Source organism: Nonomuraea jabiensis (assembly GCF_014204795.1).
GTDB classification, from domain to species: domain Bacteria; phylum Actinomycetota; class Actinomycetes; order Streptosporangiales; family Streptosporangiaceae; genus Nonomuraea; species Nonomuraea jabiensis.
Map to the genome: position 1 here is coordinate 6,668,879 of NZ_JACHMB010000001.1, position 12,344 is coordinate 6,681,222.

Below are 12,344 nucleotides of genomic sequence, written 5' to 3' on the forward strand. Positions count from 1 at the left end.
GCCGCCCAGGTCAGACTCCTTGACCATGCTGACCGTCTTGACCAGGGCGTTCCGGGTGCCGGAGCTGCGTAAGAAGTTGCTGTTCACGCTGGGGCTCATCGCGTTGTTCCGCCTGGGGCAGCTCATGCCCTCCCCGGGGGTGGACGTGGTGGCCGTACGGGAGTGCGTGGGGTCGGCCAAGGGTGGCCTGTTCGACATGGTGCAGATGCTCAGCGGGGGCGCGATGCTGCAGCTGTCGGTGTTCGCGCTGGGCGTCATGCCGTACATCACGGCCAGCATCATCATGCAGCTCTTCGCCGTGCTGGTGCCCCGGCTGGAGGCCCTCAGGAAGGAAGGGCAGCGGGGCCAGGCGAAGATCACCCAGTACACGCGCTACCTGACCGTCGGGCTCGCCGTGCTGAACGCCGGGACGATCGTCGCGCTCGCCCGCTCCCGGCAGCTGCTGCCCGGGTGCGCGAAGCCGCTGCTGCGTGACGAGGGGCTGCTGCCCGTGACCGTGATCGTGCTGACCATGGTGGCCGGGGCCTGCGTGGTCATGTGGCTCGGCGAGCTGGTCACGGACCGGGGCATCGGGAACGGCATGTCCATCCTGATGTTCACGCAGGTCGTGGCCGTCTTCCCGGGATACATGGCGAAGATCTTCGTGATGAGCCCGGTGAGTTTCGTGGTGATGACGGCGGCCGGGCTGTGCCTGGTGGCGGCCGTGGTGTTCGTGGAGCAGGCGCAGCGGCGGATCCCCGTGCAGTACGCGAAGCGGATGGTGGGGCGGCGGATGTACGGGGGCGGCAACACCTACATCCCGCTGAAGGTGAACCAGGCGGGGATCGTGCCGGTGATCTTCACCTCCTCGCTGCTGTACCTGCCGACGCTGGCGGCGCCGCTGCTGGGGGACTCGGCGCGGACGTGGGTGGAGCTCAACCTGACCTCGGGGACGCATCCGCTCTACATGAGCGTGTACGTGCTGCTCATCGTCGCCTTCGCGTACTTCTACGTGTCGATCACCTTCAATCCCGTGGAGGTGGCGGACAACATGCGGCGCTACGGGGGCTTCGTCCCCGGGATCCGGCCGGGCGGGCCCACGGCGCGCTACCTGGCGTACGTGCTCTCCCGGCTGACCGCGCCCGGGGCGCTCTACCTTGGGGTGCTGGCGCTGGTGCCGCTGGTGGCGTTCGCGATCCTGCGGGATCCGGGTACGCAGCAGAACTTCCCGTTCGGCGGGACGAGCGTGCTGATCATGGTCGGCGTCGGGCTGGACACCGTCAAGCAGATCGAGTCCCAGCTCCAGCAGCGCAACTACGAGGGTTTCCTGCGGTGAGTCAGACGCTGAGCCCGGCTCGCATGGCGAAGACCACGAGCTGGGCCCGGTCCCTGGCGCGCAGTTTGACCATGGCGCGGCTGACGTGGGTGCGGACGGTGTCGGGGCTGATCACCAGCTCCTTGGCGATCTCCTCGTTCGACCGGCCGGTGGCCACCCACGCCACCAGCTCCCGCTCGCGGGGCGTGAGCGTCTCCAGCCCTTCGACCGGCTCGGTGCCGTGCCGCCCGAACCTTCCGATGACCTTCTTGGTGATCGCCGGTGACAGCAGCGCCTCTCCGGCGGCCACCACGCGTACGGCGTTGACCAGCTCCTCGGGGGCGCTGTCCTTGAGCAGGAAGCCGCTGGCGCCGGCCTGGAGGGCGGCGAAGACGTACTCGTCGACGGCGAAGGTCGTCACCACGACGATCCTGGTGGCGCGGAGCTCGGGGTCGTCGGCGATGGCCCGCAGCACGGCCAGCCCGTCCATGCCGGGCATGCGGATGTCGAGCAGCAGGACGTCGGGGCGGGTGCGGCGGATCAGCGCGAGCGCGGCGGCGCCGTCGGCGGCCTCGCCGACGCACTCCATCCCGGGCGCGCGCTCCAGCAGGGCCCGCAGCCCCATCCGCACGACCGCCTGATCGTCGGCGACGGCCACCCTGACCACACCCTCCGGCGACGCCGCACCGCCCAGGGCGGTCGCGTCGTGCGAGGGGGTGGCGCTGTGCGGGGCGGTCGCGTCGTGCGAGGGGGTGGCGCTGTGCGGGGCGGTCGCGTCGTGCGAGGGGGTGGCGCCGTCCGAAGGGATCGTGCCGTGCGGGGAAGTCACGCCGTCCGGGGAGGGCGCCCGGTTCGGGGTGGGTGTGCGGTCGGGAGTGGTCACGCGGAGGTCCGGGGGAAGCGGGCGGTCACCTGGAAGCCGCCGCCCTCGCGCGGTCCGGCGGCGAGGTGGCCGCCCGCTTCGGTGACCCTGGCGCGCATCCCGGCCAGCCCGCGCCCTTCACCCGCGCCCGTACGGCCCACGCCCCGATCGGCCACCTCCACCACGAACTCGCCCCGACCCTCGCCCACTCGCACGAGCACCCTGGTGGGCCCCGCGTGGTGCAGGACGTTGGTCAGCGACTCGCGCACCACCCCGTAGACGGCGGCCTGGAGGTGGGCGGGCACGGCGAGGTCGGCGGGCTCGACGTCCACCGGCAGGCCCGCCGCCCGCACGCCGTCGATCAGCCCGGCGAGATCGGCCCTGGGCGGGTCGATGCCGTCGAGCGCCGCCCGCAGTTGGGCGAGCGCCGTCGTGCTGGTCTCCCTGATCGCCCGCAGCGAGGCGCGCGCCTGCTCGGGGTCGTCGTCCAGGGTCACGAGCGCGATCCCGGCCTGCATGGCGATGGCCGCCAGCCCGTGCCCGGCCGCGTCGTGCACCTCGCCGGCGATCCTGGCCCGCTCGGCCGCCAGCACGTCGGGCCCGGCGCCGTCGGTGGAACGCACCGTGGTGAGCCGGTGCGGCTGGGCGGCGGGGATGCCCCACGCCGCCGGCTCGGCACGCACGGACTCGGCGAAAAGCGACGTCGGCTCGGCGAAAAGCGACGTCGGCTCGGCGCGCACGGACTCGGCGGCGAACGACGGCAGCTCGGCGCGTACGGACTCCGCGGCGAATGACGGTGGCTCGGCGAGTACGGACCCGGCGGCAAACGGCGGTGGCTCGGTGTCCGCGGCGGCCGCAGCGGCCGCGGCGCGGGCCTGGGCGAGGCCGCTGAACGACCAGGGGACGGCCAGCCACCCCGCCCACGCCAGCATGATCACGACGGGGACGTCGCCGAACCGGCTGAGGCGTGACAGGGCGGCGAGCGGCCGGCGCAGGCGGCCGGCCCTGTGCGTCTGCTCCGTCACCATCCCCACCCGGCCAAGGCTCGTGTTGCCCCGATCCTAGCGAGCTTTCACAGGTTCCGGGTCTGGCGCGGGCCGTCCAGCCCCCACGAGGTGATCTTCTTCGGGGTGATCCTGATGATCTCCCTCGAGAAGTACGGCACGGGCGGGTCGACGTCGGTCAGCGCCTCCGCCGTGCCCCTGATCTCGATGCCGCGCACCACCCACGGATCGACCGAGGCCAGGTCGTCCACGACGAAGGCGACGGTGCTGCCCTTCTGGACGTTCCTGAACTTCTTGGATGCGCCCATGGCGTGCCCGCCGATCGTGATCGTGCCGGTCCCGGCGTCGACGAAGAAATTGACCGGGTTGTTCTGCACCTGGCCGCCGGGCGAGACGGAGGCCAGACGGCCGAGGTGCTGCGAGGACAGGTAGTCGAGTTCCGCTGATGTGAAGGTCATGCAGGCGAGTCTGCAACCTTGACATTGGTTGGGGTCAAGTCATTCCGTCTGTGAGCCAGCGCACCGGGTTCGCGGTGGTGATGAGGCCGATCGTGTCCTCCCCGACGCCCGCCTCGCGCAGGCGCGGCAGCAGGGCGTGGAAGAGGTGGGCGTAGCCGGGCCCGTCGTACTTGCGCAGCTGCGCCACCCGGCTCAGCCCCGTGCTGATCAGCAGGCGTTCGGCGTGGCCGTCCTCGATGAGGCCGAGCGCGATCCTGGCCGCCTGGTCGGGGCCCAGTCCGAGCACGCCCAGGCTCACGTACGCGCCCGCCTCGGCGATCTTCCTGGCGGCGCCCAGGTCGTTGCCCGCGTAGCCGACGGCCACCCGGGAGCCGGGCAGGCCCTGGCCGAGCAGGATCTCCAGGAGTGCGGGGGCGTGCGCGCCGTGCGTGGCGACGGGCAGGCGCGACTTCAGCGAGGCGCGGGCGGCGGCGACCAGGCAGCGCTCCTCGCGCGGCGTCGGCTCGGCGCCCCAGGTGCCGACCTCGCCGATCACGCCGGGGAAGACGCCCATGTCGTCCACGCCGCTGAGAATCTCGTCCATGAGGCGGGCGGTGAGCGTGTCCACGTCCGCGTCGCCGACGTTCGTGAACGGCTCGGCGAACAGGCCGGTCGAGGCGATCACCGGCACCCGGCTGCCGGCCGCCATGCGGGCCAGGGCGGCGGCGTCGCGGCCCATGCCCACGCAGGTCAGGTCGACCACCAGGCCGAGGCCGTCGGCCTGGCGCAGCTCGCGGAGCTCGGCGGTGACGGCCTGCTCCTCGTCGAGCCACCGGTGCGGGTCCGAGTCGATGCCGACGGCCCAGCGCATGTCGGTACGCAGGTGCTCGTGCGGGAGTACGGGGCCGGTGATGGCCGCGGCGCGTACAGGGCCGGTGACGGTACGAAGCAAGACCTCGGGCATAGCAGACATTAACCGATGTTTGCCGGAAGTAGTCTGTTATGGCAGGAAATTTTGCCGTCCGGAGGGTTTCGGGCTCTGCTAGTCGCCTGCAAGTCGGCACCTAGTGAGGGCCCGTATCCTGGGTGGCACACCGACTGCCGGGGGGGAATTGTGCAGGTTCAGAACTCCGACACCGGCGACGCCGACCTGCTCAAGGGTGACGCCGCCGAGCATTCCGGCATGCCGGAGCGCCGTACGGGCCTTCACGGGTGGCTGGACGGGATCAGGTCCACGCGCACGGGCGCGCTCACGCTGAAGATCGTGTTCGGCGTGATCGGGACCCTGATGGTGGTGGCCGGGTTGATCATGGTGCCCTTCCCCGGGCCGGGGTGGGCGGTCGTGTTCGCGGGGCTGGCGGTGCTGGCCGTGGAGTTCCACTGGGCCCGCAGGGTGCTGGAGTTCGGCAAGCGCACGCTGCACGCCTGGATGGAGTGGTACAAGAAGCAGGGCTGGCTGGTGCGCGTCGTCGTGCTCGTCGTCACGGTGGCCGCCGCCGCGGTGATCGTCTACTTCGGCCTGCGTACGCTGGGCTTCGACGCGATCGCGTTCGTCCGGGGTCACATCTAGACGTCCGGGGGTCACATATAGATCGGTCCGGTATACCGGACCGATATTCCGCGCTTCCCCGCCTATTCTGCGGGCGTGATCGCCAAAATCGCCATCGCGCTGTCCTTGACGCTCTCCGGCCACGCGCTCGCCGGGTCCACGGGTACCGCCGCCCGGGCGGACGTCGTCCTCCCCGGCACCGGGGGTGTGAAATATCGCGAAACGACGGGTGATCCGGTACGCCTGACCGCCTACGGCCTCGGCACCAAGCGCACCTACCTCAGGTCCGCGACCGGGAGCACGTTCACCTGGCAGCAGGCGCTGTCCGAAGTGTCCGTCGCGCCCGGCGGCCGGCTGACGGCAGGCGTGCCGAGGGCGTACCGGTCGGGCTACGACTCCCTGATCGTCACCGACCGCACCACGGGCGCCGGCAACCGGATCCGCACCGTCAAGAAGCCCTTGACGGCTTCCTACGCCTCCTGGTCCCGCGACGGGAGACGGGTCGCGCTCACGGTCGAGCAGAAGACCGGCGGCACGTGGCGAGTGATCGGCTACACCGTCGTGGACGTGGCCGCCAGGACCGCGCGCACGGTCAGGGTCACCGGCCTGAGCGCGAAGGCGGGCTTCTGGTGGAGCCCCGACGGCAACCTCGTCTCCAGGTACGGCACCGGCCTGCGCGTCTACCGGGCCGTGGACGGCGCGGTCCTGCGCACCTACGCCGGCGTCGGCCTGCCGACCGGCCCCGAGGACTCCTTCTCGCCCTCGGGAACCCGCCTGACCACCTGGTGCCCGTCACGCTTCAAGGAACAGCTCTGCCTGGTCGACCCGGCCACCGGCAAGATCGCCCAGCGGGTGGACGCCCGGCCGGAGGCGCTGTTCGGCTGGTGGGACGACAGCCACGTCATCGCCGTCGTGGCGCGCGGCACCGCCTACCGGCTGGTGGTGCTGGACCTGACCGGCAGGACGACGCGCGTGCTCGCGGAGCTGCCCCGTACGGCGTGGGCCGCGGACCTCTGGCTCTCCTTCACCCGCGGGTCATAGATAGAGGCCGGTGCCGTGGTCGGTCTCCTGGGTGGCCACCGCGTGCAGGTCGCGCTCGCGCATCACCAGGTAGACCTGCGCGTGCACCTCGACTTCGAACTGGTCTTCGGGGTTGAAGAGCACCTTGTCGCCGACCTTGACCGAGCGTACGTTCGTGCCGACGCCGCACACCTCGCCCCAGGCCAGCCGGTTGGCCATCTTGACCGTCGCGGGGATGACGATCCCAGAGCCGCTGCGCCGCTCCTCGGCCTCCGGCTCCAGCTTGATCATGACCCGGTCGTGCAGCATCTGAATTTCGAACTTGGGCTCTACCACAGCCCACAGTTTACGAGCCACGACACCCGCCAGACTCCGGAAGTCGCGATCACGGCAGCCTGAGCTCGGCGAACACGGGCCGGTGGTCGGTGTGCCCCAGCGCCAGCACCTCGAAGTCCCGCACCGCCATCCGCGAATCCGCCAGCACGTGGTCGATCGGCACGCCGGGGACGTTCGCCTTCGAGCCCTCCTGCGGCCAGGTCGGCACGAACCCCCGTCCCATGACGTCGGCCGCGTCCCGGTAGCCGCTCGACAGCAGCTCCCGGACAGGCAGGTGGTCGAGTGTAGCGTTGAAGTCGCCGGCCAGCACCCGCAGCTCCTTGCCCGCTCGCGGCAGCGCCGCCAGGCCCGCCTGCCAGCACGGCTGCCGCCCGATCCGCTTCGGCGCGCACGGGTGCACGGACACGATCTCCACCCGCGCCCCGCCGGGATGCGTGAGCCAGGCCCTGGCCTGCCCGAACCCGCCGTACTTGATCGTCTCACCGGCCTTCAGCGGGTGCCGGGCGTACACGGCCGACCCGCCGACTCCCTCCAGCGGGCGGGTGACGGCGTACGGCAGCACCTTGCGCACCCCCGCCTCGTTCAGCCGCCGCATGGCCTCCGGCGTGAACTCCTGCAACGTCAGCACGTCCGGCCGCAGACCGGTGACCAGCGCCATCAGCTGCTCTGTGTCCGCCCGCCCCACGAGCAGATTCGCCGAGAGCACCCGCAGCGTGGGCCCGGTGGCCTTGGGGTTGCCGTCGGCCAGCGCGCGGGGGAGCATGACGGGCATCAGCGCCAGCGCCGAGACGAGCGCGACCGTTCCGGCCGCCCACCGCCTCAGCAGGCAGGCCAGCACCAGGACCACCACCGTCGCGAGTGCCGCGTACGGCGTGTACGCCACCACCGGCACCCACGGCCAGTCCGGTTCGAACCCGCTCAACCGCACCGCCGCCCACCCCGCGAACGGCACCACCACGATCCAGCTCACCCATGTCCGCACACCCCTGTATCGCCACAAAGCGTGATCCAGGTTCATGAGTAAGGTGTGCACCATGCGCGACGTGGAGGCCGGCGTCCTGAACGCCATCGACGAGGCCGAGACCGTGAACCTGCTGGCCGAGACCGTCGGCGTCCCGAGCGTGACCGGCACCGACGCCGAGTCGGAGCTGCAGCACCGCTTCGCCCGCCTGCTCACCGAGGCCGGCATGGACGTGGACGTCTGGAAGCTCGACCTCGCCGGCCTGGCCGCCCGCCCCGGCTTCCCCGGCACCGAGGCGCCCAGGAGCGAGGGGTACGGCGTCGTGGCCGTCACCGAGGGCGAAGGGCCGCCCGCGCTGGCGCTCCAGGGCCACGTGGACGTCGTCCCGACCGGCGACCTGGCCAAGTGGGAGGGGCACGACCCGTTCGCCGCCCGGATCAGCGGCGACGTGCTGCACGGCAGGGGCGCCTGCGACATGAAGGCGGGCCTGGTCGCGAACCTGGCCGTGGCGCGGGCGATCAGGAAGGCCGGGGTCAGGCTGGCCAGGCCGCTGGCCGTGCACTGCGTGATCAGCGAGGAGGACGGCGGGCTCGGCGCGTTCGCCACGCTCGCCCGGGGGCACACGGCGCAGGCCGCGGTCATCACCGAGCCCACCAGCGGCGCGGTCATCACGGCCAACGCGGGCGCGCTGACGTTCCGGCTGGAGATCGCCGGGCGGGCCGCCCACGGGGCCACGCGGCACGAGGGAGTCAGCGCGGTCGAGGCGTTCTGGCCGGTGTTCCAGGCGATCAGGCGGCTGGAGGCCGAGCGCAACCGGGACGTCCCCGACCTTTTCCGGGGTGGCGGGGCGCCGTACCCGATCGAGGTCGGCACCGTGCGCGCGGGCGACTGGGCCAGCACCGTGCCCGACCTGCTGGTCGCCGAGGGGCGGCTCGGGGTGCGGCTGGACGAGGACCCGGCGGCGGCGCGGGCCGCGTTCGAGGAGGCGGTCGCGGACGTCGCCGACCCCTGGCTGCGCGCGAACCCGCCGGTGGTGACGTGGCCCGGCGGCCAGTTCGCCAGCGGCCGGCTGCCCGCCGGGCACGCGCTGCTGGACGAGGTCGGCCGGGCGGTCGCCGACGTCACGGGCGCGCGGCCCGCCGAGGCGGCGGCGCCGTACGGGAGCGACCTGCGGCTGTACGCGGCCGGCGGGATCCCGACCCTGCACTACGGCCCCGGGGACGTGCGGTACGCGCACGCCCCCAGGGAGCAGGTCGAGCTGAGGGAGCTGCGCGAGGTCACGCGGGCACTGGCGCTGCTCGTCGTGCGCCGCTGCGGAGCACTCTGAGCAGGGTGCCGGGGCGACGGCGGCGGGGCGGCGGTGCGTTCCGGCGGGCAGTGGAAATGGACTAGAGTCCGAATCATGTCGGAGTCCCTGGAACTTCTGGTCGGACAGCCGGTGAAAGAGCGGGCCGACGCGGCGCGCAACCGGGAGAAGGTGCTGGCCGCGGCCGCCCGGCTGTTCGCGGAGAAGGGCGTGGAGGCGGTCTCGATGGACGCCGTCGCCGCGGCGGCCGGGGTGGGCAAGGGCACGCTCTTCCGGCGCTTCGGCGACAAGTCGGGGCTCGCCGTGGCGCTCCTGGACGCTCGCGAGCGCGACCTGCAGCAGCGCATCCTGTCCGGCCCGCCGCCCCTCGGGCCCGGCGCCCCCGCGCCCGAGCGCCTGGCCGCGTTCGTGGCCGCCTACCTCGACTACCTCTTCGCCCACCTGGACCTGGTCCGCATGTCGGAGACCGCCAGCCCCGGGGCCCGCTACCGGATCGGGGCCTACCGCTTCTGGCACCGGCACGTGGCGATCCTGCTGGCCGAGTCCCGCCCGGGCTGCGACGCCGACCCGCTGTCCCACGCGCTGCTGGCCGCGATGGGCGCGGAGGCGGCCGCGGCCCTGAAGGACGCCTACGGCCCGGACCGTGCGGTCAGGGCCATCACCACCCTGGCCACCGCCCTTTGACCACCGGCGGGTCAGGCCGAGGTGGAGACGCGGCGGCGGGCCTCGGGGACGATGAGCGGGGTGCCGGACTGCGGGTCCGGGATGATCTCGCAGCGCAGGTCGAACACCCGGCGCACCAGCTCAGGCGTGACGATCTCCGTCGGATCCCCCGCCGCGACGATCTCGCCGGCCCGCATGACGATCAGGTGGGTCGCGTACCGGCAGGCCTGGTTGAGGTCGTGCAGGACGGCCACCATGGTGCGCCCGGCCTCGTGCAGGTCGGCGCAGAGGTCCAGCACCTCGATCTGGTGGGAGATGTCCAGGAACGTGGTGGGCTCGTCCAGCAGCAGGATCGGCGTCTCCTGGGCCAGCGCCATGGCCAGCCACACCCGTTGCCGCTGCCCGCCCGACAGCTCGTCCACGATCCGGTCGGCCAGCTCCGCCACGTCGGTGGCGCGCATGGCCTCGGACACCGCCGCCTCGTCGGCGCGCGACCACTGCCGCATGAGCCGCTGGTGCGGGTAGCGGCCGCGGGCCACCAGGTCGGCCACGGTGATCCCGTCCGGCACGACCGAGCTCTGCGGGAGCAGGCCCAGCCGCCGCGCCACCTCCTTCGACGGCAGCGACGTGATCACGCTCCCGTCCAGGTGGACGGCGCCGGACTTCGGCTTGAGCATCCGGGCCAGGGCGCGCAGCAGCGTGGACTTGCCGCAGGCGTTCGGGCCGATGATCACGGTGAAGGACTCGTCGGGGATCGCCACGCTCAGGTCGGTCGCCACGACCCGCTGGTCGTAGGCGAGGGTGAGCTCAGTACCTGACAAGCGGGCCATCAGTGGCGGTCCTTTCTCAGGAGCAGGACGAGGTACGTGCCGCCGATCGCGGCGGTCAGCACGCCGACGGGCAGCTGGGTGGGGGCCAGGACGCGCTGGGCGGCCAGGTCGGCGGCGGTCAGCAGGACGGCGCCCATGAGCGCCGAGGCCCCCATCGTCACCCCGGCCGAACGCGTGAGCCGCCGGGCGAGCTGCGGCGCGGCGAGCGCGACGAAGACGACGGGCCCCGCGGCGGCCGTGGCCACCCCGGACAGCAGCACGCCGGCCGTGATCGCCACCGCGCGGACGGCCTCCACCCGGATCCCCATGGCCTTGGCCGCGTCGTCGCCCATCTCGATCATGCGCATCGGGCGCGCCACGAACGCGCACACCGGCAGCAGCACGGCCAGCGCCAGCGCCACGGGGATCGCGTGGTCCCATCCGCGCCCGCTCAGGCTGCCGGTGAGCCAGGCGCCCGCGGTGGCCGCGTCGTTGATGTTCGCCCTGGTCAGCAGGTACGAGTTGACCGCCAGCAGCAGCGCGTTCGCCCCGATGCCGACCAGGACCAGCCGGTAGCCCTGCACGCCGCCGCGGAAGGCCAGCGCGTACACGAGCACGGCCGTGGCCACGCACCCGGCCAGCGCGCCACCGGCGATCGACATCGCCGAGCCGCCCGCCACGACGGCGATGATGCCGCCCGTGGAGGCGCCGGCGGTGAAGCCGATGAAGTCGGGGCTGCCCAGGGGGTTCCTGGTGAGGCTCTGGAAGATCGCGCCGCTCAGCCCGAACGCCGCGCCCACCAGCAGCCCGGTCACCACGCGAGGGGCGCGGAGCTTGTTGACGATCAGCTCGGCGACCGGCGTGCCCTGGCCGAAGAGCGCGGAGACGATGTCGGGTACGGGCACCGTGAACTCGCCCGTCGAGATGGCCGCCACGGTCACCGCGCAGGCGACCACGACGAGGACCGCGCCGGCGAGCAGGGCGCGGGGCGCGAGCCGTACGGACCAGGGGCCGACGCGGATGGTCACAGCGCCGCCACCCGCCTCCGCCGGGCCAGCAGGATGAAGATCGGCGCGCCGATCACCGCCCACACGATCCCCACCTGCACCTCTCCGGGCCGGGCGATGACCCGGCCCACCACGTCGGCCGCCAGCAGCAGCACCGGCGCCGCCAGCGCCGAGTAGGGGAGCACCCACCGCTGGTCGGGCCCCACCACCGCGCGCACGGCGTGCGGCACGATGAGCCCCACGAACCACAGCGGCCCGGCGGCGGCGGTGGCCGCGCCGCACAGCAGCGTGACGGCCACCCCGGTCAGGACCCTGGTACGGTTCACGGCCACGCCGAGCGCCCTGCCCGCGTCGTCGCCGAGGGCGAGCAGGTTGAGCGGCCTGGCCAGCAGCAGCCCGAGCACCAGCCCGGCCACCATGAACGGCGCCAGCCGCACCAGGGTGTCGGCCGTCTGCCCGGCCAGCGACCCGGTCAGCCAGAACCGCATCCGGTCGAACGTCTGCGCGTCCATGCGCAGGATGGCCGAGGCCACGGCCGTGCACACCATGCCGAAGGCCACGCCGGCGAGCGCGAGGCGTACCGGGCTGGAGCCCGAGCGGCCCGCGGAGGCCAGGGCGTAGACGGCGGCGGAGGCCAGCGCGGCGCCGCCGAACGCGAACCAGACGTAGACCGCCGGATCGGACAGCCCGAACAGGCCGAGCGCCAGCGTCACGCCGAGCGCGGCCCCCTCGTTGATGCCCAGCAGGCCGGGGTCGGCCAGCGGGTTGCGGGTCAGGCTCTGCATGAGCGCCCCAGCCAGGCCGAGCGTCGCGCCGACGCCGATGCCCAGCAGCGTGCGCGGGATGCGCAGCTCGCGGATGACCGTGTGGTCGTTGGAGCCGTCCGGGGCGAGGAAGGCGTCGATCACCGTCGAGAACGACACCGGCCGCGCCCCGAGCGCCACGCTCGCCATCGCCACGAGCGCCAGCACGGCCACCGTGACGACGAGCCCGGTGACGAGCGTGAGGGCCCTGGGAGTGCCACGGCCGGTGGCGGGCGGATCGTCCTCCACGGTCTTGACCGTGTCTTCAGCCGGGCGCACCCGCCCCCCTCTCA

At 72.9% G+C, this 12,344-nt stretch carries 14 protein-coding genes; 5 read left to right on the forward strand and 9 right to left on the reverse strand.

Going from position 1 to position 12,344, the window contains the following annotated elements; genetic code table 11:
• Positions 1–25 precede the first annotated feature (25 nt).
• Positions 26–1,315 carry a preprotein translocase subunit SecY gene (gene secY, locus HD596_RS30435; protein WP_185072700.1) on the forward strand — a complete coding sequence of 430 codons (1,290 nt, stop codon included), beginning with the start codon at positions 26–28 and terminating at the stop codon, positions 1,313–1,315.
• A gap of 1 nt (position 1,316) precedes the next feature.
• Here secY and HD596_RS30440 read toward each other — a convergent pair whose 3' ends face one another.
• The 4 genes from HD596_RS30440 to HD596_RS30455 form a co-directional block, all read right to left on the reverse strand.
• Positions 1,317–1,961 carry a response regulator gene (locus HD596_RS30440; RefSeq protein ID WP_185078806.1) on the reverse strand — a complete coding sequence of 215 codons (645 nt, stop codon included), beginning with the start codon at positions 1,959–1,961 and terminating at the stop codon, positions 1,317–1,319.
• A 212-nt stretch (positions 1,962–2,173) separates the two neighbouring features.
• The gene (locus HD596_RS30445) at positions 2,174–3,184 is read right to left on the reverse strand and encodes a sensor histidine kinase (RefSeq protein ID WP_246557098.1); all 1,011 of its coding nucleotides are present in this window, start codon (positions 3,182–3,184) and stop codon (positions 2,174–2,176) included.
• Positions 3,185–3,228: 44 nt separating this feature from the next.
• The gene (locus tag HD596_RS30450) at positions 3,229–3,618 is read right to left on the reverse strand and encodes a PPOX class F420-dependent oxidoreductase (protein WP_185072702.1); all 390 of its coding nucleotides are present in this window, start codon (positions 3,616–3,618) and stop codon (positions 3,229–3,231) included.
• A gap of 34 nt (positions 3,619–3,652) precedes the next feature.
• Positions 3,653–4,561 (reverse strand): phosphotriesterase family protein, encoded by a 909-nt coding sequence (locus HD596_RS30455; RefSeq protein WP_185072703.1) that lies wholly within the window; start codon positions 4,559–4,561, stop codon positions 3,653–3,655.
• Between the two features lie 150 nt (positions 4,562–4,711).
• On the opposite strand from HD596_RS30455, the gene HD596_RS30460 reads away from it, so the two are divergent.
• Both HD596_RS30460 and HD596_RS30465 read left to right on the forward strand, forming a co-directional pair.
• Complete coding sequence (locus tag HD596_RS30460) at positions 4,712–5,167, forward strand: TIGR02611 family protein (protein ID WP_185072704.1); 456 nt, start codon at positions 4,712–4,714, stop codon at positions 5,165–5,167.
• Between the two features lie 75 nt (positions 5,168–5,242).
• Positions 5,243–6,187 (forward strand): TolB-like translocation protein, encoded by a 945-nt coding sequence (locus HD596_RS30465; protein WP_185072705.1) that lies wholly within the window; start codon positions 5,243–5,245, stop codon positions 6,185–6,187.
• Here the strand turns inward: HD596_RS30465 and HD596_RS30470 are convergent.
• Together HD596_RS30470 and HD596_RS30475 are read right to left on the reverse strand one after the other, a co-directional pair.
• Entirely contained in the window at positions 6,182–6,502 is a 321-nt protein-coding gene (locus HD596_RS30470) for a GroES family chaperonin (protein WP_185072706.1), read from the reverse strand. The two genes, HD596_RS30465 and HD596_RS30470, sit on opposite strands and share 6 nt — an antisense overlap.
• Before the next feature lie 49 nt (positions 6,503–6,551).
• Complete coding sequence (locus HD596_RS30475; RefSeq protein WP_185072707.1) at positions 6,552–7,472, reverse strand: endonuclease/exonuclease/phosphatase family protein; 921 nt, start codon at positions 7,470–7,472, stop codon at positions 6,552–6,554.
• Positions 7,473–7,536: 64 nt separating this feature from the next.
• Here HD596_RS30475 and HD596_RS30480 point away from each other — a divergent pair, with 64 nt between their 5' ends.
• On the forward strand, positions 7,537–8,790 hold the full coding sequence (locus HD596_RS30480; protein WP_185072708.1) for an ArgE/DapE family deacylase: 1,254 nt from the start codon (positions 7,537–7,539) through the stop codon (positions 8,788–8,790).
• 75 nt (positions 8,791–8,865) lie between these two features.
• Positions 8,866–9,453 carry a TetR/AcrR family transcriptional regulator gene (locus HD596_RS30485; RefSeq protein ID WP_185072709.1) on the forward strand — a complete coding sequence of 196 codons (588 nt, stop codon included), beginning with the start codon at positions 8,866–8,868 and terminating at the stop codon, positions 9,451–9,453.
• An 11-nt stretch (positions 9,454–9,464) separates the two neighbouring features.
• Here HD596_RS30485 and HD596_RS30490 read toward each other — a convergent pair whose 3' ends face one another.
• From HD596_RS30490 to HD596_RS30500, 3 genes are read right to left on the reverse strand one after another with little or no spacing between them, the layout of a single operon-like run.
• Complete coding sequence (locus HD596_RS30490) at positions 9,465–10,262, reverse strand: ABC transporter ATP-binding protein (RefSeq protein ID WP_185072710.1); 798 nt, start codon at positions 10,260–10,262, stop codon at positions 9,465–9,467.
• Complete coding sequence (locus HD596_RS30495; RefSeq protein WP_185072711.1) at positions 10,262–11,269, reverse strand: FecCD family ABC transporter permease; 1,008 nt, start codon at positions 11,267–11,269, stop codon at positions 10,262–10,264. The genes HD596_RS30490 and HD596_RS30495 overlap by 1 nt, the downstream gene beginning before the upstream one ends.
• The gene (locus HD596_RS30500) at positions 11,266–12,330 is read right to left on the reverse strand and encodes a FecCD family ABC transporter permease (RefSeq protein ID WP_313045149.1); all 1,065 of its coding nucleotides are present in this window, start codon (positions 12,328–12,330) and stop codon (positions 11,266–11,268) included. Before HD596_RS30500 ends, HD596_RS30495 begins: the two co-directional genes overlap by 4 nt.
• Between the last annotated feature and the right edge of the window lie 14 nt (positions 12,331–12,344).